Here is an 18658-nt window from a genome sequence, read left to right as displayed (position 1 = left end):
AATAAGTTTACTTATCAAGTTTTACTCGATCTTTGACTGGATTTCAAACGCTTCCAGTGGACGCTGAAATTGCTGCGCCTGTTTGCCTAGAATTTCATCTAAAGGTAAATGCGCCTGTTTAATCAACTGTTCCAGTTTTTGTGGGGCAATTCGAATATGCAGATGCAGTTGGCCTTCATCATCATAATGTTCAGACTGGATCACATTCAGACCATAGAGCTGGTTACGCAGCTTGCCATAAGCGGGTTTCAGGATTAAATCGAAGGACTGTAGTTGCCCCATCAAGGACTCATGTACCGCTTTACGCAGCAGGTCGATACCTTCGCCACTATGTGCCGAAACATAGACCCGTTCCGGTTCACCTGGACGTCGATAAATAATTTTGGCTTCTTCACCGCTACAGTCAATTTTATTGTAAACCTGAAGGATGGGAACATCGGCCCCAATTTCTTTCAGCACTTTTTCAACGGCTTCAATCTGTTCCAGCATCTCTGGGCTGCTTGAATCAATGACATGCAGTAACAGCGTGGCTTCTACGGTTTCCTCCAAAGTCGCCTTAAAGGATTCCACCAGCGAATGGGAAAGATTACGGACAAAACCTACTGTATCGGCCAGTACCAGATTGCCAATCCCATCCCATTCCAGACGCCGTAAAGTAGGGTCCAAGGTTGCAAACAGCTGATCGGCTGCATAGACATCGCTGTTGGCGAGTAAATTAAAGAGGGTCGACTTGCCGGCATTGGTATAGCCGACTAAAGATACTGTTGGAACAGCTGCTTTTTGACGGGCAACACGGCCTTGCATCCGGGTCTGGCGGACTTTATCAATGCGTGCCTTGAGCTGTCCCATACGGATACGCAGCAAACGGCGGTCTGTTTCCAGCAGGGTTTCACCCGGGCCACGTAAACCAATCCCGCCTTTCTGGCTGTCGAGATTGCCACGACTACGAATTAAACGTGAAGATAAATGTTGCAGCTGTGCCAGTTCGACTTGCAGCTTACCTTCATAGGTACGGGCACGCTGGGCAAAAATATCCAGAATCAGTTCAGTACGATCGACCACGCGGCATTTAATCACCTGTTCCAGATTACGGGCTTGGGCTGGGGTTAGGGCATGGTCAAAAATGACCAGATTGGCCTCCAGCTCTTCAACACGTTCAGCGATTTCTTCTGCCTTGCCGGAGCCGATAAAAAATTTGGCATCGGGTTTCACCCGCTGAGCATAAATATGTTCCAGAATTTCAGCATCTGCAGACTGAGCCAGCAAACGAAACTCTTCAGCATCAAGGTCATCCAGCATTTGTACGCTGACACTCACCAGAATGACGCGCTCTTTCCCTCGATGTTGTTGTAAATATTCCACTCAGGCCAATCTCCACTTGAAAACTTTAGTGTAGTTGAAAAAGGGCTGTGCAGATACTGAATTAGCGCGGCTTTGGTTTAGAGTACGCTGATAAACAGTTGTGCAAGTGTTACCAGTACCACGGCATAGATGAAAGTGCCGCCCAAAATATATTTGAGCACTTGTAAAGGTTGAGGTGTGTCGTTCGCGGGCTGGGTTTGATCTGGCATGGCTACGATCCTTTTCAATCTAATATTTCGATAGTTTTAGTTTGAATGATTTTTTAATCCAATTAAAATTGAAGATATAGATGTTATTGGTCGATTTTTATTATCAATGCAAGTTGCGAATGAACAGTATAGAATGAGTTTAATTCGTGGATATTCCCTGTATCTCGCTTAGGATTTAATGACGTTTTTATGAATTCAACTGTACAAAACCAGACTCCAGATATCGAAGGCTTGGCCAAGTTTTTTCTGTATAGCCGGAAAATTACCGCCTCATTGGCCACCATCAGTGAGGGGTTTTATTTGGTTTTTCGTCATGGCTTATATAAAAATCCGAATAAACCGACCAATACGCGCTATGTGCAACATTTTTGCCGCCAGTTATGCAAAGTATTCAATATCGAAGTGCAGGTACATGGCGAGATTCCACGTGAACCCGCCTTATGGGTCAGTAATCATGTGTCCTGGCTGGATATTGCCGTTCTGGGTTCCGGAGCGCGCGTATTTTTTCTGGCAAAAGCAGAAATTGAGAACTGGCCGATTTTAGGGAAATTGGCCAAGGGAGGGGGTACCTTATTTATTAAACGTGGTTCAGGAGATTCCGTCAGGATTCGTGAACAAATTACCGGTTTCCTGAAACAGAATATTCCGGTGCTGTTCTTTCCTGAAGCGACGACTTCTGATGGGCGAGCCATCAAAAAAGTGCATGGCCGGATTTTAGGCGCCGCGATTGAAGCCCAGCGTCCTGTACAAATCTGTCTGATTTGTTATGTGAATCAGCAGGGCGAACTGGATATGGTTGCGCCGTTTGTCAATAACATCAGTTTTGCCGCCCATGTCAAAAAAGTACTGGAAATGCCGCAAGTCATTGCACATTTAGTGGCTTTACCTGCAATTGCCACTGAAGGGCATACAGTTGAAAGCCTCACCCGGGTGGTCCAGGAAAAAATGCAGACCGGCCTGGTTGAACTTCAGTCACGGGTATTAAAAAAGCCTCAATAAGAGGCTTTTTTATGGTTTCTGTTCAAAGAATCAAGCTTACATAAAGCCTTCAATTGGCAGCCAAGACACCAGCTTAAGGCCAGCTTTCTGATACCATTTCATTTTTGGTTCTTTGGTAAATGTTTGAACGTCACCATTGGCTTTCTTGATTTTCCAGTTAATGTTCTGATTCGCATCCAGCACCAGTTTATAAGCATATTTGCTTAAATTTTTGTCCATGGTGTCGTGTACTGCACGTGCCAAAGACGGACTGTTCAGCAACACGCCAATTTCAGTATTCAAATAGGCTGAACGCGGATCAAAGTTAAAAGAACCAATAAACACCTGTTTTTGATCCAGTGCCATCAGTTTGGCATGCAGGCTGGAACGGCTCAGTCCTTTCAGGCTGACTTTAGCTTTTTTCGAAATTTCCTCAGTATTGGCATTTAGGTGATTAGCTTCTGGCGCTGCCAAGAACTCATACAGCTGCACCCCATTTTCCAATAGATCCTGACGATATTTGGCATAAAAGGCATGCACCACGGCAACGTCGTTGGCCTTAAAAGAGTTGGTCAGGACGCGAACCTTGATATTCTCATTCGCCAGTTTCTTTAAACGGTCTGCACCAATTTTTTCCGGGACAAAATAGGCAGAGACAATATCGACACTTTGTTCAGGTTTTTCCAGACGCTGTAATAACTGGAAATTCAGGTGTTCTTCGGTTTTGGCTTTGGCTTTGATTTTGCTCGGTGGGTCTTTGACCACTTCAGCTTCCACCCAATCCAGCTGAATGTTTTGTTCCAGCCATTGGTCAAAGGCTCTGGAACGATTGGCCAGATCCAGATAATTTTGAGTCGCTGGATCCTGACTATGGGTTTCTAGCTGTTCTTTTAAACTTGGAAAACGTAAGCCATGATGCCGTGGATTCACAACCTCTTGCACCGGATAGGCATAATCATCATTCCAGTATTCATCGAAGGAATGAATGATTTCATCCGATGCCGCACCGACCAGCATCACATCGACATCAGAGAACTGATAGCTTTCACTGACATTATAATACTGGTTGCTCATATTGCGGCCGCCAATCAAGGCAATCTGGTTATCGGCAATAAAACTTTTATTGTGCATGCGGCGGTTAATGCGCTTTAAATCCAGCACCATGTCCATGGCGCGGTATTTACGAAAGCGATAGGGATTATACAGTTTGACATCGATATTCTGATGCTGGTTTAAGGCCAGATAAATCCCTTCCATTTTCTTGGCATTATTGTCATCCATCAACAGGCGCACTTTTACGCCACGATCCGCTGCCTGAATAATCGCATGCAGGGCGAGGGCACCGATTCGGTCGTTATCCCAAATGTAATATTGCAGATCCAGACTGCGTTCCGCTTTATTAATCAGCTGAATCCGCGCAGCCAGTGCTTCAAGCGGATCATACAGCACGCGATAACCGGTCAACCCGATGTTCTGATCACGTAAAGGTTCAACAATTTGTGCCAGGCTGGTTTGCGATGTATCCGTTTCAAATGCCATCTGGCTTGGCTGTTCGGTTTGCTTGGGTAAGGTGCTACACGCAGGCAGACCCAGTACCAGGCTACAGCTCAGTAAAATGCCGGCTTTATAGCGATGAGTGCGTATAAAACTTGAGGATTGAAGATGAACTTGATCGCGGGGAGCAGTGGCCATATAAGTCGAAGAATGAAAAATTAGAATTGAGTATAATTGTCAGCTATGAAAAGATAAATATAAAGCCAGTAATATGCTGCTCGACTGAATAAGGCCAATTTATGTGGGATTCGAATTCCGTACTGTTTTATTTTTATCTGGGAATGGCGATTTTAGCCATCTGGGCTGTGGCTCAGGCATGGTCGAGCCAATCACGTACCGAAACCATTCATCCCTTTAAAGCTTTTGGTCATTTGCTGGCTTTTTATCTTGCCTATTTATTAATCCCTTTGGTTTTCTTCAGTATTTATGCTGGATGGACGGGGTATTATTCGCTGCATGAAGCTATTTTTGTATTTTTGCTTAGTGGGGTTTTGACTTATGCACGCTTTATCGAGCCGCATTTAATTCAAGTGAAAACGACACAATATCAGATCAATGCAGATAAACGTTTAAAGCAGCCAGTAAAAATCGCCCTGATTGCAGATTTGCATATCGGTCTGTTTTCGGGTCATGAGCGTCAGTTGCGACAAATTGTACACAAATTAAATCATATTCAACCTGATTTGGTGGTGGTTGCTGGCGACTGGACTTACGAGCCAGAAAATAAACTGGCACAGGAATTGGCAGTTTTAAAAGAGATTCACGCTCCGGTCTATTCAGTCAATGGTAACCATGACGAGCAATATCCCGGACCGCCGATTCGCGAACTGTTGCACTATGCACTGCAAGTCAATCAGGTCATGGATATCGAAGGTCAAATTGTCGAATTTGATGAGTTTCGCCTTTTGGGCGTGGGTGATCTCTGGGCTGGAAAAGCCGATATGCGCAGTTTGCCAGACTTGCCTCAGGACAAGCCTTGGGTCATTCTTTCGCATAACCCGGATACGGTCGATATGATTCCCAAACTGCCAACGCGTCCTCTGATGCTGTCTGGGCATACTCATGGCGGACAGGTAGAGCTGCCTTGGCTAACTAATTACGTCATGAAAAAGGTTTCAATTTTGGGACATAAAAAGGGCATGTACCGCCATGAACATGCAGATGTGTTCGTTACTGTCGGTACCGGCTTGGTCGGTGTGCCTTTCCGTTTCCGGGTGCCGCCTACCATTGATATTATTGAACTGATTTAAATTCAGTCGACGTGCTGTACCACGTTAACTGATGATCCAGACCAGAATCAATAACACCACCGCGACGGCCGCCATCATCCAAATTTTCTTTTCGATTTTTCGGGTTGGCACATTTTCACGTAATTGTTGCGCAGTGATTTCAGCTTCTGTGGATGTGCTCAAACTAGGATGGGTGGGGATTTCCAGTGGCGGTGTCACCAGGTCGATATCACCGGCATCATCACTAAAGCGTGGACCGGTACTTTCATGCTTCATGACCACATCATGTTCCCGCACAATTTCATCAATCACTTGCAGTGCCTGAGCTTCATCCAAGGGTGTGTTCTCGGTGATATAGCGAACAGCTTCTAATTTTTTATCATCTTCCAGCAAAATAATGATATTGACCAACTGCTCCTGCGAGAGGTATTCAATAAGATCCTGCATGGCCTTGCCTCATTTTTTTGAATTGAGTTCATTTGATTGTTGAGCAAATTTAACGAGATAAGTAGCCGAGTTTTGTTGTGAAATCATAAAAAAGCCAGCATCGAGTGCTGGCTTTTGAATCGATCTAAAACCTTAGATCTGATTGTTTACATCATCATTCTTGGTTTCACGAATCAGTAAAAACGCGACAAGCGAGAGGATAGATGCTGCGGTCAGGTAATAACCGACTGCAGACAGACCATAGGCCGTTGCCAGCTTGGTTGCGATTAGTGGTGCAAATGATGCGCCGAAAATACCTGCCAAGTTAAAGGTTAGTGCAGAACCTGTATAACGTACTGAAGTCGGGAAGATTTCAGACAATACAGTACCGATTGGCCCATAAGTTAAGCCCATGATCGCCAGACCAATACACAAGAACAGGAACACCACCAAAGTGCTGCCAGATTCAAGCATATCTGCAAAGAAGATACCGAAGATCGCAGAAATGACACATACCGCAATCGAAGTGGTCTTACGGCCAAATTTCTCAGCCAATACTGCTGAAAGCGGGATAAAGGCAGCAAAACATAGGGTTGCAACTAATTGCAATTGCAGGAATTCTTCACGAGAATAACCGAGTTGTTTTGTTCCCCATTGCAGCGCAAATACCGTAGTCAGGTAGAACACAACGAAAGTACAGATTGCAGCAATCGTACCCAGAACCAGCATACGAGAATGCTTTTTGAATACCTGAACAAAAGGAACATTCACTTCTTTCTGTTTATCCAGCACTTTCTGGAAAGCAGGGGTTTCATGCAATTTTAGACGAATCCATAAACCGACAATCACCAACAAGGCACTTGAGATAAACGGAATACGCCAGCCCCACGCCATAAAGTCAGCTTCAGACATGAAAGCGCCAAGGGTCAGGAAAGAACCTGTTGCCAGAATAAAGCCGATTGGAGCACCCAGTTGCGGGAACATGCCGTACCAGGCACGCTTGCCTTCAGGAGCATTTTCAGTTGCAAGAAGTACAGCACCTGACCATTCACCACCTAGACCCAAGCCCTGACCTAAACGGCACAGTGCAAGTAACAATGGCGCAGCAATTCCGATTTGCGCATAAGTTGGTAACAGGCCAATCGCAACGGTTGAAATCCCCATAGTCAGCAAAGCAGCGACCAAGGTGGCTTTTCGTCCGATCCGGTCACCTAAATGACCAAATAATGCTGCACCAATCGGACGGGCAATAAAGGCAATGGCAAAAGTCGCAAGAGACTGAATGGTTGCGGTCATCGGATCTGTACTGGTAGGGAAGAACAGATACGGAAAAATAATGACAGCAGCGGTGGCATAAATATAAAAATCGAAGAACTCGATTGTGGTGCCTACCAAGCTCGCTGTTAAAACGCGAAATTTTGAATTTTGTGCTGGCTGAGCAGCAGAATTAGACGACGCCATGGAAAACCTTACACTTACTAAAAATAAAAAAACTTAGTTTTAAAAGCGTAATCTTTTTAAAAAAGGCGTAATTTTTTAAAAAAACAACTGCAATCTTCTCGCTTCAACTCGCTCAGGGTCACTGAAATGAAAAAGGAGATGATTAAATCACGTAAAGATAGATAGACAGAAAATGTGATCCTGCGCCTATCAATACAAATATGTGCCAGATAGCGTGGGTATATCTTACTCTTTTTAAAGCGTAAAACAATGCACCCACGGTATAAGCGAGTCCACCAATGATGAGAAAGGTTAAAGATTGAGCACTTAAATATTGCTGCATATCATCAATCACCAGCAGCGCCAGCCAGCCCATGGCCAGATAAGCCGCCAAAGAAAGTTTCTGAAAACGATGAATGAAAACGAACTTGAAAAGTGTACCAAGAAGAGCAATCACCCACAGCGCAATCAATAAATACTGGGCTTTGGCAGTCGGAATGGCAATCGACAGGAAAGGGGTATAGGTTCCGGCGATTAAATAATAAATCGCAGTATGATCGATTTTTTTATAAAAATAACGGCGGTCTGCTGCAGTGGCCATGTGGTAGAGCATAGAAGCAGAAAACAGCAGAATCATGCTCAGCGCATAAACCCAAAGACCAATCCATTGTCCAGTACTTAGGTAAGACCCTTTAATAATCAAAAGAATACCGGCAATAATAGATAGTCCGGCACCTACACCATGACTAATATAGTTAATCCGTTCCTCATTTTGATCATAATCTGGAACCAGTGGAGCATTCTGCATGATTGTCATTCTTTTTCAAATATACACTTGTATAGTAATTGAATTTTGCTTTTAGGTTAAGAAGATTTAAACTTGATACGCAATTCATTTCAGGTTTTATCTATGTCAACGTTGGCAACTCTCTCAGATCAGGAACAGCAATTCTTGGATACCTTTCAGCAAGCTGTTGAAAGGAATCAATTCGATCGCCTGATCTTAAGCCAGTATAAAGGTGAACTGCAGGATTTAGAGAAAATGACCTTGCGAGTCATTACATTAAATGAACAGCGCGTATTGAGCTGTCTATATCGTTACAAGACGCAGGATGTCACGAAAAATTATCCTTTAGATGAAGCATTATTCCAGGTTACTTCACTACTGGCGTGTTGCAAACAGGCCAATCTGATGACAGTAGATGAAGAATTACAGCTGAAAAAAAACAAGAAAAAAGCTATGTTAACGCGTAGCAAACATAAAGCCACGATGAATCAGGTGAAGCCTGCTGAACAAGGCCATGACCGGATTAAACAACGTTATGTCGATCAGGACAGCATCTTTCTCCAACATCTCGGTATTACCGATCAAAAAGCGCAAATCATTCCGAGCATGGCGCGTAAATGGAAGCAAATTAATAAGTTTGTAGAAATCTTCTCAGGTGCATTGGCACAGATTAAGCCACAGGCTGAAGGCCTGCGCGTGGTGGATTTTGGTTCGGGTAAGGGCTATCTGACTTGTGCTTTATATGACTATATGCAAAAACATGGTCAAACGCCGTATGTCACCGGGGTAGAGCTTAATCCGAAAATGGTTGAATTCTGCCAGAATGTCGCGCAGCAATCTGGTTTTGATCAGCTGGACTTTTTCCAGGGGGATGTCCGTACTTATGCACCGGAACGTCTGGATGTGATGATTGCCTTACATGCCTGTGATGTAGCAACAGATTTTGCGATTCATAGCGGGATTCGCCTGAATGCGCAGATGATCATGTGTGCACCGTGTTGTCATAAGGAATTGCGTCCGCAGTTGCAGGCGCCAAAAGTCCTCAGCCCGATGTTGCAATTCGGTATTCATGCGGGACAGCAGGCCGAAATGCTGACCGATACTATTCGTGCTTTATTGCTCAAAGCTTATGGTTATGAAACCAAGGTATTTGAATTTGTTGCGCTGGAGCATACCAGTAAAAATAAAATGATTCTGGCGACAAAGCGTAAAGACTATCAACAACCTGATCAGGCGGTTCTGGCACAAATTCAGGCCTTGAAAGAGATGTATGGAATCCAGAAACATTCACTGGAATTGTTGCTTAATGATCAATGGGATCAGCAGGGAATCGGATCTAAATGCTAAATAGTCCAGAACTTAAAATAATTTCCGGGAGCTGGAAGGATTTGGCAGCGCCTGCCAAAGCGATTCGTGAAGCGGTGTTTATTCAAGAACAGCATATTGCAGCTGAAGATGAGTGGGATGCTGAGGATGTGGTTGCTGTACATTTCATTGTTTTTCAGCAGGATCAGGCGATTGCTACAGCACGCTTATTGTCAAATAACAGTATCGGTCGGGTTGCAGTCCTAGCAACAACACGCGGTTTAGGTGTTGGTCAGCGCTTGATGCAGGCCGTGATTGACTATGCGCGTGCAGAGCAGCGTCAGTTGGTCAAGCTATCTTCGCAAGTGCACGCCATTGGCTTCTATCAAGCGCTGGGATTTGAAGCTCAAGGTGAGGAATATCTGGATTGTGGAATTCCGCATATTGATATGTATTTAAAGCTTTAATTTTCAGCCATTCAAATACAAAAAAGCGAGGCATTGACCTCGCTTTTTGATGCATAGCCTGAATCTGAATTAGTGGCCATGTGCTGCATTTGAGCTGTGCTCGGCATTATCCATATTGGCATGTTCTTCAGCTGACATATTGTGTTCAGCGGCTGTCGTACCTGGATGAGCAGTATTGGCAGCTTCACGTGCTTCACGATCTGCTTGCGCTTTGGCAATGGCTTCTGGAGACATCGTCGGTGCATTTTTAAAAGCGTGTTGCTGGGTAGTTTGTTTATTTTGCTGGCTTGGCATGTAATCCGGTTCATTACTTATCGCGAGCCAAAAAATAAGCATGAATAATCCACCTAAAATACAGAAGATGATAAGTGCTTTCCAGCCCCAAGGAGATTTTTCAGGTGAACTGTGATCAGTCATAGGTCTTACCCACGTGGATATCAAACTTATGTAACTTTATAACATAAATTGATCAAAAAGCAGATCGAAATCTGTCATCAGATGAGTCTATCCAGTGCATTAAGCAAATCCAGAAGATAAAAAAGAGGAAACACGTTCCTCTTTTATTTAAGTGCCTAAGTTATTGAATCGGCTGGGCGTGTGCTGCGCGATCTTTGAGGAGTTGTGGGGCTTTGAAGCGTTCGCCATATTTATTTTCAAGTACTTTGGCACGGGTCACGGCTTTGGCTAAACCATACTGATTCAGGAATTGTACTGCACCGCCCGTCCAGGCGGCAAAGCCAATACCAAAAATGGAACCGACATTGGCATCAACGACAGATTCCAGGACACCTTCTTCCAGACAGCGAACCGTATCCAGTGCCTGTACAAACAGGAAGCGGTCAATCATTTCCTGTTCAGAAATATCGTTGTCTTTTTTCCAGTAGCTGAGACCAGACCAGAGCTGCTTTTTGGCATCGGCCGGATAATCATAAAAACCTTGGCCGGCAGCCTTACCTTTACGGTTAAATTCGTGAATCATGCTGTGAATCACCTCATCCGCAGGTGATTTAGTGATGGTCTGACCTTGTGCTTCTAAAGCTTTATATCTTTCATTGGCCACATGTTCAGACAAGGTCAAGGACACTTCATCCTGAATCGCCAACGGACCCATCGGCATACCGGCTTTGAGTGCAGCCATTTCAATTCGCGCCGGATGTACACCTTCTGCCAGCAGGCGTAAACCTTCCTGCACAAAGGTACCAAACACGCGGCTAGTAAAGAAACCACGGCTGTCATTCACCACAATCGGTAATTTGCCAATTTGCTGCACGAAATCGAAAGCTTTGGCCAGCGTTTCTGGCGAGGTATTTTTACCTCTGATAATTTCCACTAGCTGCATTTTATCGACCGGACTGAAGAAATGCAGGCCGATAAAGTTCTGATCATTTTTTGAAGCCTGGGCTAATTCTGTGATCGGCAGGGTCGAGGTATTCGAAGCCATTACGCCGTTGCTGGCAAGATATTGTTCTGCCTCTTGTGTAACTTGAGCCTTGAGCGTGGGATTCTCAAATACGGCTTCAATGATCAGGTCGCAACCGGCTAGATCTTCATTCGATGCAGTTGTTTGAATCAGGCTTAAAAACTGATCTCGTTTCTCGGCTGATAAACGCCCTTGAGCGAATTTTTTATCCAGCAGTTTCTGGCTATAGGCTTTGCCTTTTTCAGCTGCTTCGATTGAAATATCTTTTAATACTACAGGAATGCCTTTGCTGACAGTAGCATAGGCGATCCCAGCACCCATCATGCCAGCACCTAAAATACCGACTTTAGTGGCTTTCCACTTTTCAATACCTTGAGGGCGACTACTGGCGCCGGACTTGATTGCATTCAGGCCATGCCAGAAGGTGCCAATCATATTTTTAGAAATTTGACCGATCGCCAAATAAGTAAAGTAACGCGATTCAATGGTCAGGGCAGTGTCGACATCGACCTGAGCACCTTCTACCGCAGCCGACATGATCGCTTCAGGTGCAGGGTAGCAGCCTTTGGTTTTATCGCGCAGCATCGCTGGGGCAATCGCCAACATCTGAGCAACTGCTGGTGCCGAAGGATTTCCACCCGGAATTTTATAGCCTTTTACATCAAAAGGTTGTTGAAATTTTGGATTGGCTTTGATCCAGGCAATGGCCTTTTCTAGCAATTCATCGGTACTGTCTGCGACCTCATGAATCAACCCTAATGATCTGGCTTTATCGACTCCAAACTGTTTGCCTTCCATCAATAAAGGAAGGGCATTTTGCAGACCGAGCAGGCGGACGCTGCGGACGATACCACCGCTCCCTGGTAATAAACCCAGTGTGACTTCAGGCAGGCCAAATTTGCTTTTAGGGTCATTCAGGGCAATACGATGATGGGCGCACAGGGCAATTTCCCAGCCACCGCCAAGCGCCGTACCATTCAGTGCAGCAACGACAGGAATACCGCGAGTTTCGATATAGCGTAGTTTGGCTTTCATCTCTTCAATCATATTGAAGAATTCAGTTGCATGCTCAGGAGTGGCTTGAATCAGTTCATCCAGATCGCCGCCAGCAAAGAAAGTTTTTTTCGCTGAACGGAAAATAATCCCGGCAATATCTTCATCTGCTTGTAACTGGACAACGACTTCATCTAGTGCCGTACGAAAGTCGGCATTCATGGTATTGGCAGACTGGTTTGGAGAATCAAACGTTAAAATAACAATATTATCTTCATTTTTTTGATATTGAATTGCGCTCATTATTTTTCTCCTTATACCAGTTCAATAATGGTTGCGATGCCCATACCGCCACCCACGCAAAGTGTAGCTAGTCCACGTTTTTTGCCCTGGCGTTCTAACTCGTCCAGTAATGTCCCTAAAATCATCGCACCAGTCGCACCGAGTGGATGTCCCATGGCAATTGCACCGCCGTTGACATTCACCTTGGCAGGATCAATCTTCATTTCATTGATAAAGCGCATCACCACGGCAGCAAAAGCTTCATTGACTTCAAACAGGTCAATATCATCAATGGTTAAACCCGCCTTAGCCAAGGCCTTACGAGCAGCCGGGGCAGGGCCGGTCAGCATGATGGTTGGATCTGCACCGACCAGTGCCGTGGCCAGTACTTTGGCTCGTGGCTTCAGACCTTGTTCTTTTACCGCTTGTTCCGATGCGATCAAAACCACAGCCGCACCATCGACAATGCCTGAAGAATTCCCGGCATGATGCACATGATTGATAGCACCGACTTCAGGATATTTTTGCAGGGCAATTGCATCAAAGCCCATTTGTCCCATAGTGGCGAAACTTGGATTGAGTTTGCCTAGGCCTTCTGCAGTCGTTGTCGGTTTGATAAATTCGTCTTTGTCCAGAATCACTACACCGGCTCTGTCTTTTACCGGGATAATAGAGGCGTTGAAATAACCATTGGCTTGAGCGGCAGCTGCTTTCTTTTGTGATTGTTCGGCAAACTGATCTACATCTGCACGGCTATAACCGTCAATCGTGGCAATCAAGTCCGCGCCGATGCCTTGCGGAATAAAATCACAGGCCATATTGGTTTCAGGGTCCAGCGCCCAAGGGCCGCCGTCGGAACCCATCGGCACGCGGGACATGGATTCGACGCCGCCTGCAACAACCAGATCTTCCCAGCCAGAGCGGACTTTTTGAGCGGCCAGATTGACCGCTTCCAGACCGGAAGCACAAAAACGGTTGATTTGCACGCCAGCGACATCATTGTCCCAACCCGCAGCAATGGCAGCGGTCTTGGCAATATCGGCCCCCTGATCACCAATCGGGGTGACACAACCCAGCACAATATCATCGACTTTTGAGGTGTCCAGTCCGTGACGGTCTTTCAGTTCATTGAGTAAACCAGTCAGTAATGAAATGGGTTTTACTTGATGTAAAGATCCATCTTTTTTGCCTTTTCCGCGTGGCGTACGAATGGCGTCAATAATATATGCCTCGCTCATAGCATGTTCCTTTTATTGATTTAATGAAAATTATTCTAATGATTCGAGTGTAATCCTTAATTTTTGAAGTGCAATGACGAGAACGGGTCAGATCAATTGAGCGATTTAGCCAATTGTAATTATAAAAAAGCCTAAGCTAATGCTTAGGCGGAGAGAACTGATTTTAATTTTTAAATGTTATTTCGCAACATCATTTGATTAATGATAGCCATGCAATTGACGATACAGACCCGGGGTTACACCGGTCCATTTCTTGAAGGCGCGGTGGAAAGTACTAGTTTCACTGAAACCGACTTGTTGTGCAACATCTTCAAGGGTTAGATCCGGATTAAGTAATAAGTGAATTGCAGCATCACGGCGTAAGGCATCTTTTACGCCTTGATAGCTTTTGCCTTCGGCTGCCAGACGGCGGCGCAAGGTTTGTGGTGATAGATATAACATCGACGCGACATCGTTTAATGTCGGCATTTCTTCCCCAATCTGGCTCTTCAGCACATCACGGATTCTAGAAGTCAGTGAATTGGTATTTTTGAATTTCACCAGCAGTTGGGCCGGTGCTGCTTTCAAAAACTCTTCCAGAGTTTCTTCATTCTGGCGAATTGGCAGGTCCAGATAGTCCGCAGCAAAAGTGATTTCAGTACGTGGCATATCGAACTGCATTACCGGCGCAAAGAATAAGGCATCATATTCATCGGCATGGTCTGGACGCGGATAACTAAAATGCACGCGTTCCAGTGGCAGGCGACGCTCAATGAGCCAAGACGCCAAGCCATGCCAGATCATCAGCATGCTTTCAGTAATGAAATGATCCGGATCCATTGCATTTGGAATGAGTGGTACCAGACGTGCTTCGTGTTTGTCACGCTCCAGAGTCACCGACCAGTCATCACCAAAGAGTTTGTAGAACTGGGAAGACAATTCCAGTGCATCACCCAGAGTTTTGGCATGAATGATGAGCTGGCACATGATCGCAAACGTACCCAGACGGCGTTGCTGTTTGTCAAAGCCGACATGCTCGTCCTGGGTCACCATCCACAACATTTTAATAAAGCGGGTATATTGTTCAGGCGAAATACGCGCTTTGGGCTGATGCAGCAGCTCTGCTTCAATCCCGACGTGAGACAATAAAGTATCGACATCCATGCCCAGACGTTTAACGCCAGATAAGGCAGCATTGACGAAGTGGATACTGATCGTATCACGACTCATGTTTAATCCTTCAGTCTCTTTAATGTTCACTAATAATTGACCTAAATGACGAAAAATAATAAAGCAATGGCAATTTACAAGAATACCTTTGCCATTTTCTTACATATTAGATTGCCGAAACTATCAAGGTAAATGGCTGAACATGACATTGTTTTTATGCATTTATGTGCCTAAGATGCTGAAAAAAGCAATATAAGTAGAGCAAATACTCCAATGTCATATGTATTAAAAGGATTGAAAATCCTAGATTTTTCTACACTTTTACCCGGCCCGTTTGCCACATTATATCTTGCTGATTTAGGTGCAGAAGTTGTGCATATTGAATCACCGACCCGACCGGACCTGTTGCGATTAATGCCACCCTTTGCCAATGGACAGGCCACTTCACAAAGTTATTTGAATCGAAACAAGCAATCGGTTGCACTGGATTTGAAAGATCCTACGAATATTGAACTGGTTAAATCCAGGATTGCAGATTATGACATTGTGATTGAGCAATTCCGTCCCGGGGTGATGCAACGTCTTGGGCTAGACTATCAAACCTTGAGCGAAATTAATCCGAAACTGATTTACTGTTCCATTACCGGTTATGGCCAAACTGGCACATATAAAGATAAAGCAGGACACGACATTAACTATCTGGCTTTGTCCGGAATTGCCGGACACAGTGGCCGGATTGAAAATGGTCCACCAGCCTTGGGAATTCAGGTCGCCGATGTTGCAGGTGGTTCCATGCATGCCGTGATTGCGATTCTGGCCGCGGTGATTGAACGCCAACAAAGTGGCAAAGGCCAGTACATTGACATTTCCATGACCGATTGTGTGGTAACGATGAGCAATCTGGCAGCTTCTGCCAGTCTGGCTGGCAATCAGCATCAATCTCCAGAATCCGGCTATCTGAATGGTGGAACTTTCTATGATTATTATGAAACTCAGGATGGACGTTATTTGTCGATTGGTAGTCTGGAACCACCATTTATGCAGGGGCTGGCACAGGCTTTAGAGCTGCCGATTCTCCTGGACAAAGGCGCTTCTTATGCCGCTGAAGATCATGCTGTGGTGAAGCAGGCGATTCAGAATAAAATCAAGACCAAGTCATTAGCTGAATGGCAAATGCTGTTTGCCGCGCTGGATGTCTGTGTCGAACCGGTGCTCAGACTTGAGGAAGCGTTACATTCTGATCTGGCTCAGCAGCGGGGATGGATAGTACAGGTGCCACTCAAATCCAGCAGTCAGCAGACCGAAGCACAATTGGCTTGTCCGATTAAATTTTCACGTTCCACGATACGTTATGAATTTGTAGGGCAGCAATTGGGAGAGAGCCAAAATTGGTAGAATTTTTAAAGTGTTAATAGAGTAGAGAACGAAAGTAGAGAAAATTTTTCCTATATGAAAATAAGTAATATGATTGAAGAATTTAATCATTATTACTTTAAATTTAATTCAATGCTGTAAATACTGAGATCTGTGAAAATTTGGCAGGCTTATCAATAAAACCGCTATGAAATATGTATAAAAAGCATTTTATTGATAGGTTCAATCTCGCTATCCTTGCCGGCGATATAATAGAAACTACTAGCTGTACGCCATGTATTTATATACTGATTTCGATCAGCAACTGATTAATGAACGTGTTGCACAGTTCCGTGACCAAACGGAACGTTATTTAGCCGGTAAACTCACTGAAGATGAGTATCGTCCGCTTCGTCTGCAAAATGGTCTGTACGTACAGCGTTATGCGCCAATGTTACGTATTGCCGTGCCATATGGTTTGATGAACTCAAAACAACTTCGTAAAGTGGCTGATTTGGCAAAAGAATATGACCGTGGCTACGCGCATATTTCGACCCGTCAAAACATCCAGTTTAACTGGCCTGCACTAGAAAATGTGCCGGATATGCTGGCTGAACTGGCCACTGTGCAAATGCATGCGATTCAGACTTCAGGTAACTGTATCCGTAATACCACGACGGATCAGTATGCCGGTGTGGTTGCAGGCGAAATTGCCGATCCACGTCCGACTTGTGAATTGATCCGTCAATGGTCAACTTTCCATCCGGAATTTGCTTTCTTGCCACGTAAATTCAAGATTGCGGTATCTGCGCTTGAAGAAACTGACCGTGCAGCCACTGCATTCCACGATATCGGTGTGTATATCGTGCGTAATGAAGCAGGCGAAATGGGCTATAAAATCAAAGTCGGTGGTGGCCTCGGCCGTACGCCAGTGATTGGTAGCTTTATTCGTGAGTTCTTGCCACGTGAAGACCTGATTGCTTATTTGGAAGCAGTACTTCGTGTGTATAACTTGCATGGCCGTCGCGACAACAAATATAAAGCGCGTATCAAGATTCTGGTAAAAGCCTTAACACCAGCCGTATTTGCCGAGAAAGTTGAAGCTGAATTTGAGCATACGATTAAAACACTGAAAATCGATGCAGACACTTTGGCAAAAATGGATAAGAACTTCACGCCATTCGATTACCAAGATTATGCAGATGAAGATTTCACTGAACTGTTTGCACAATATCCAAAATTCAAACAGTGGTTCAACATTAATACCAATGCACATAAAGTGAAAGGTTATCGCATCGTGACGATTTCACTGAAACGTGCCGGAATTGCACCGGGTGATGTTAGCACCGAAGAAATGAACCTGATTGCAGACCTTGCAGATCAGTACACTTTCGGTGAGCTGCGTACCACGCATGAACAAAACATTTCCCTGGTCGATGTACCACAAAAAGATTTGTTCGCTGTATGGCAAACCCTTGACCAAAACAACCTGGCACGTGCGCATATCGGTTTCTTGACCGACATCATCTGCTGCCCGGGTGGTGATTTCTGTTCATTGGCCAATGCGAAATCCATTCCGATTTCGGAAGCGATTTCACGCCGTTTTGATGACCTCGATACAATTTACAACTTAGGCAAACTGGATCTGAATATTTCAGGTTGTATGAATGCCTGTGGTCATCACCACGTGGGTAACATCGGTATTTTAGGTGTAGACAAGAAAGGTGCAGAATTCTACCAGATCACTTTAGGCGGTAATGCCGATCATGATGCTTCGATTGGTGACATTCTTGGCCCATCATTTGCAGCCGAAGTCGTGCCGGATATCGTAGAAGAAATTCTGAATACTTATCTTGATCTGCGTCAGGATGGTGAAGAGTTTATCGATACTTATCGCCGTGTCGGCATTCAACCCTTCAAGGAGCGTGCATATGCTTAATACCGCACTTCAAGTGCTCTCTAAAGATGGCACGATTGCAGACAACACATACCAATTAGTTGGTGAAGATAGTGTTTTGCCACAGGGCGATGTGGTTCTGACTGTGGAACAGTTAGACCAGATTGCCAATATATCAGGTAAAAAAGCATTGTACTTAACTGTAGATGCTTCGCCTGAAACCAATGATTTTCCGCTCGATCAGCTCGATGCAATCTTTATTGAGTTTGCCGGTTTTAATGATGGCCGTGGTTATTCATTTGCAGCACTTCTTCGCCGTCAGGGTTTCCAGGGCGAACTGCGTGCTACTGGAGATGTATTCAAAGATGTACTGAATTACATGAAGCGTTCTGGTTTCGATACTTTTGTGATTAAAGAAGGTAAGGATATTCAGGAAGCTGCTGCTGGTTTGAATGATTTCAGAAATCCGTATCAGGCATCGACTGCGGTTGCACAGGCACATTATCAAACAGGTGCATAATTTAAATTAAGTTGCTGTCAAAAAGCCGGATTGATTCCGGCTTTTTTAT

At 44.7% G+C, this 18658-nt stretch carries 17 protein-coding genes; 7 read left to right on the top strand and 10 right to left on the bottom strand.

From position 1 onward, the window contains the following. Window positions 1–21: 21 nt before the first annotated feature. Window positions 22–1362 (bottom strand): ribosome rescue GTPase HflX, encoded by a 1341-nt coding sequence (hflX, locus tag NI462_RS05400; protein ID WP_004732184.1) that lies wholly within the window; start codon window positions 1360–1362, stop codon window positions 22–24. Window positions 1363–1439: 77 nt separating this feature from the next. Then, entirely contained in the window at window positions 1440–1571 is a 132-nt protein-coding gene (locus NI462_RS15060; protein ID WP_005263660.1) for a hypothetical protein, read from the bottom strand. A 189-nt stretch (window positions 1572–1760) separates the two neighbouring features. On the opposite strand from NI462_RS15060, the gene NI462_RS05395 reads away from it, so the two are divergent. Beyond that, the gene (locus NI462_RS05395; protein ID WP_253159477.1) at window positions 1761–2570 is read left to right on the top strand and encodes a lysophospholipid acyltransferase family protein; all 810 of its coding nucleotides are present in this window, start codon (window positions 1761–1763) and stop codon (window positions 2568–2570) included. Between the two features lie 36 nt (window positions 2571–2606). Here the strand turns inward: NI462_RS05395 and NI462_RS05390 are convergent, their stop codons facing one another. Further along, the gene (locus tag NI462_RS05390; protein ID WP_253159475.1) at window positions 2607–4241 is read right to left on the bottom strand and encodes a phospholipase D family protein; all 1635 of its coding nucleotides are present in this window, start codon (window positions 4239–4241) and stop codon (window positions 2607–2609) included. Between the two features lie 101 nt (window positions 4242–4342). Between NI462_RS05390 and NI462_RS05385 the strand changes: the two genes are divergently transcribed. Continuing rightward, window positions 4343–5353: a metallophosphoesterase gene (locus tag NI462_RS05385; protein WP_004281695.1), complete on the top strand. Its 1011-nt coding sequence runs from the start codon at window positions 4343–4345 to the stop codon at window positions 5351–5353. Between the two features lie 24 nt (window positions 5354–5377). Here NI462_RS05385 and NI462_RS05380 read toward each other — a convergent pair whose 3' ends face one another. The 3 genes from NI462_RS05380 to trhA all read right to left on the bottom strand — a co-directional run bounded on the left by NI462_RS05380 (window position 5378) and on the right by trhA (window position 8006). Next, entirely contained in the window at window positions 5378–5779 is a 402-nt protein-coding gene (locus NI462_RS05380) for a hypothetical protein (RefSeq protein ID WP_004732173.1), read from the bottom strand. A gap of 132 nt (window positions 5780–5911) precedes the next feature. Next, entirely contained in the window at window positions 5912–7219 is a 1308-nt protein-coding gene (locus tag NI462_RS05375; protein ID WP_004281697.1) for an MFS transporter, read from the bottom strand. 142 nt (window positions 7220–7361) lie between these two features. Then, window positions 7362–8006 (bottom strand): PAQR family membrane homeostasis protein TrhA, encoded by a 645-nt coding sequence (trhA, locus tag NI462_RS05370; RefSeq protein ID WP_253159474.1) that lies wholly within the window; start codon window positions 8004–8006, stop codon window positions 7362–7364. A gap of 102 nt (window positions 8007–8108) precedes the next feature. Between trhA and NI462_RS05365 the strand changes: the two genes are divergently transcribed. Both NI462_RS05365 and NI462_RS05360 read left to right on the top strand, forming a co-directional pair. After that, window positions 8109–9332: a class I SAM-dependent methyltransferase gene (locus NI462_RS05365; RefSeq protein ID WP_253159473.1), complete on the top strand. Its 1224-nt coding sequence runs from the start codon at window positions 8109–8111 to the stop codon at window positions 9330–9332. Then, entirely contained in the window at window positions 9326–9757 is a 432-nt protein-coding gene (locus NI462_RS05360; RefSeq protein WP_253159471.1) for a GNAT family N-acetyltransferase, read from the top strand. The genes NI462_RS05365 and NI462_RS05360 overlap by 7 nt, the downstream gene beginning before the upstream one ends. Window positions 9758–9826: 69 nt before the next feature. Here the strand turns inward: NI462_RS05360 and NI462_RS05355 are convergent, their stop codons facing one another. The 4 genes from NI462_RS05355 to NI462_RS05340 all read right to left on the bottom strand — a co-directional run bounded on the left by NI462_RS05355 (window position 9827) and on the right by NI462_RS05340 (window position 14899). Then, window positions 9827–10174 carry a hypothetical protein gene (locus tag NI462_RS05355; protein WP_005106128.1) on the bottom strand — a complete coding sequence of 116 codons (348 nt, stop codon included), beginning with the start codon at window positions 10172–10174 and terminating at the stop codon, window positions 9827–9829. 160 nt (window positions 10175–10334) lie between these two features. Continuing rightward, entirely contained in the window at window positions 10335–12473 is a 2139-nt protein-coding gene (locus NI462_RS05350; protein WP_253159468.1) for a 3-hydroxyacyl-CoA dehydrogenase NAD-binding domain-containing protein, read from the bottom strand. Between the two features lie 11 nt (window positions 12474–12484). Further along, entirely contained in the window at window positions 12485–13690 is a 1206-nt protein-coding gene (locus tag NI462_RS05345) for an acetyl-CoA C-acetyltransferase (protein ID WP_253159466.1), read from the bottom strand. Between the two features lie 198 nt (window positions 13691–13888). Further along, the gene (locus NI462_RS05340; protein ID WP_004645946.1) at window positions 13889–14899 is read right to left on the bottom strand and encodes an AraC family transcriptional regulator; all 1011 of its coding nucleotides are present in this window, start codon (window positions 14897–14899) and stop codon (window positions 13889–13891) included. A 213-nt stretch (window positions 14900–15112) separates the two neighbouring features. Here NI462_RS05340 and NI462_RS05335 point away from each other — a divergent pair, with 213 nt between their 5' ends. The 3 genes from NI462_RS05335 (at window position 15113) to NI462_RS05325 (ending at window position 18609) form a co-directional block, all read left to right on the top strand. After that, window positions 15113–16234 carry a CaiB/BaiF CoA transferase family protein gene (locus tag NI462_RS05335; protein ID WP_253159464.1) on the top strand — a complete coding sequence of 374 codons (1122 nt, stop codon included), beginning with the start codon at window positions 15113–15115 and terminating at the stop codon, window positions 16232–16234. Between the two features lie 253 nt (window positions 16235–16487). Continuing rightward, window positions 16488–18131, top strand: coding sequence for a nitrite/sulfite reductase (locus NI462_RS05330; RefSeq protein WP_253159462.1), 1644 nt, complete (start codon window positions 16488–16490; stop codon window positions 18129–18131). Further along, window positions 18124–18609, top strand: coding sequence for a DUF934 domain-containing protein (locus NI462_RS05325; RefSeq protein WP_253159460.1), 486 nt, complete (start codon window positions 18124–18126; stop codon window positions 18607–18609). Before NI462_RS05330 ends, NI462_RS05325 begins: the two co-directional genes overlap by 8 nt. Window positions 18610–18658 lie beyond the last annotated feature (49 nt).

This window comes from Acinetobacter lwoffii (assembly GCF_024129715.1).
GTDB classification, from domain to species: Bacteria; Pseudomonadota; Gammaproteobacteria; order Pseudomonadales; family Moraxellaceae; genus Acinetobacter; species Acinetobacter lwoffii_U.
This window is presented reverse-complemented; position numbering and strand designations above follow the sequence as displayed.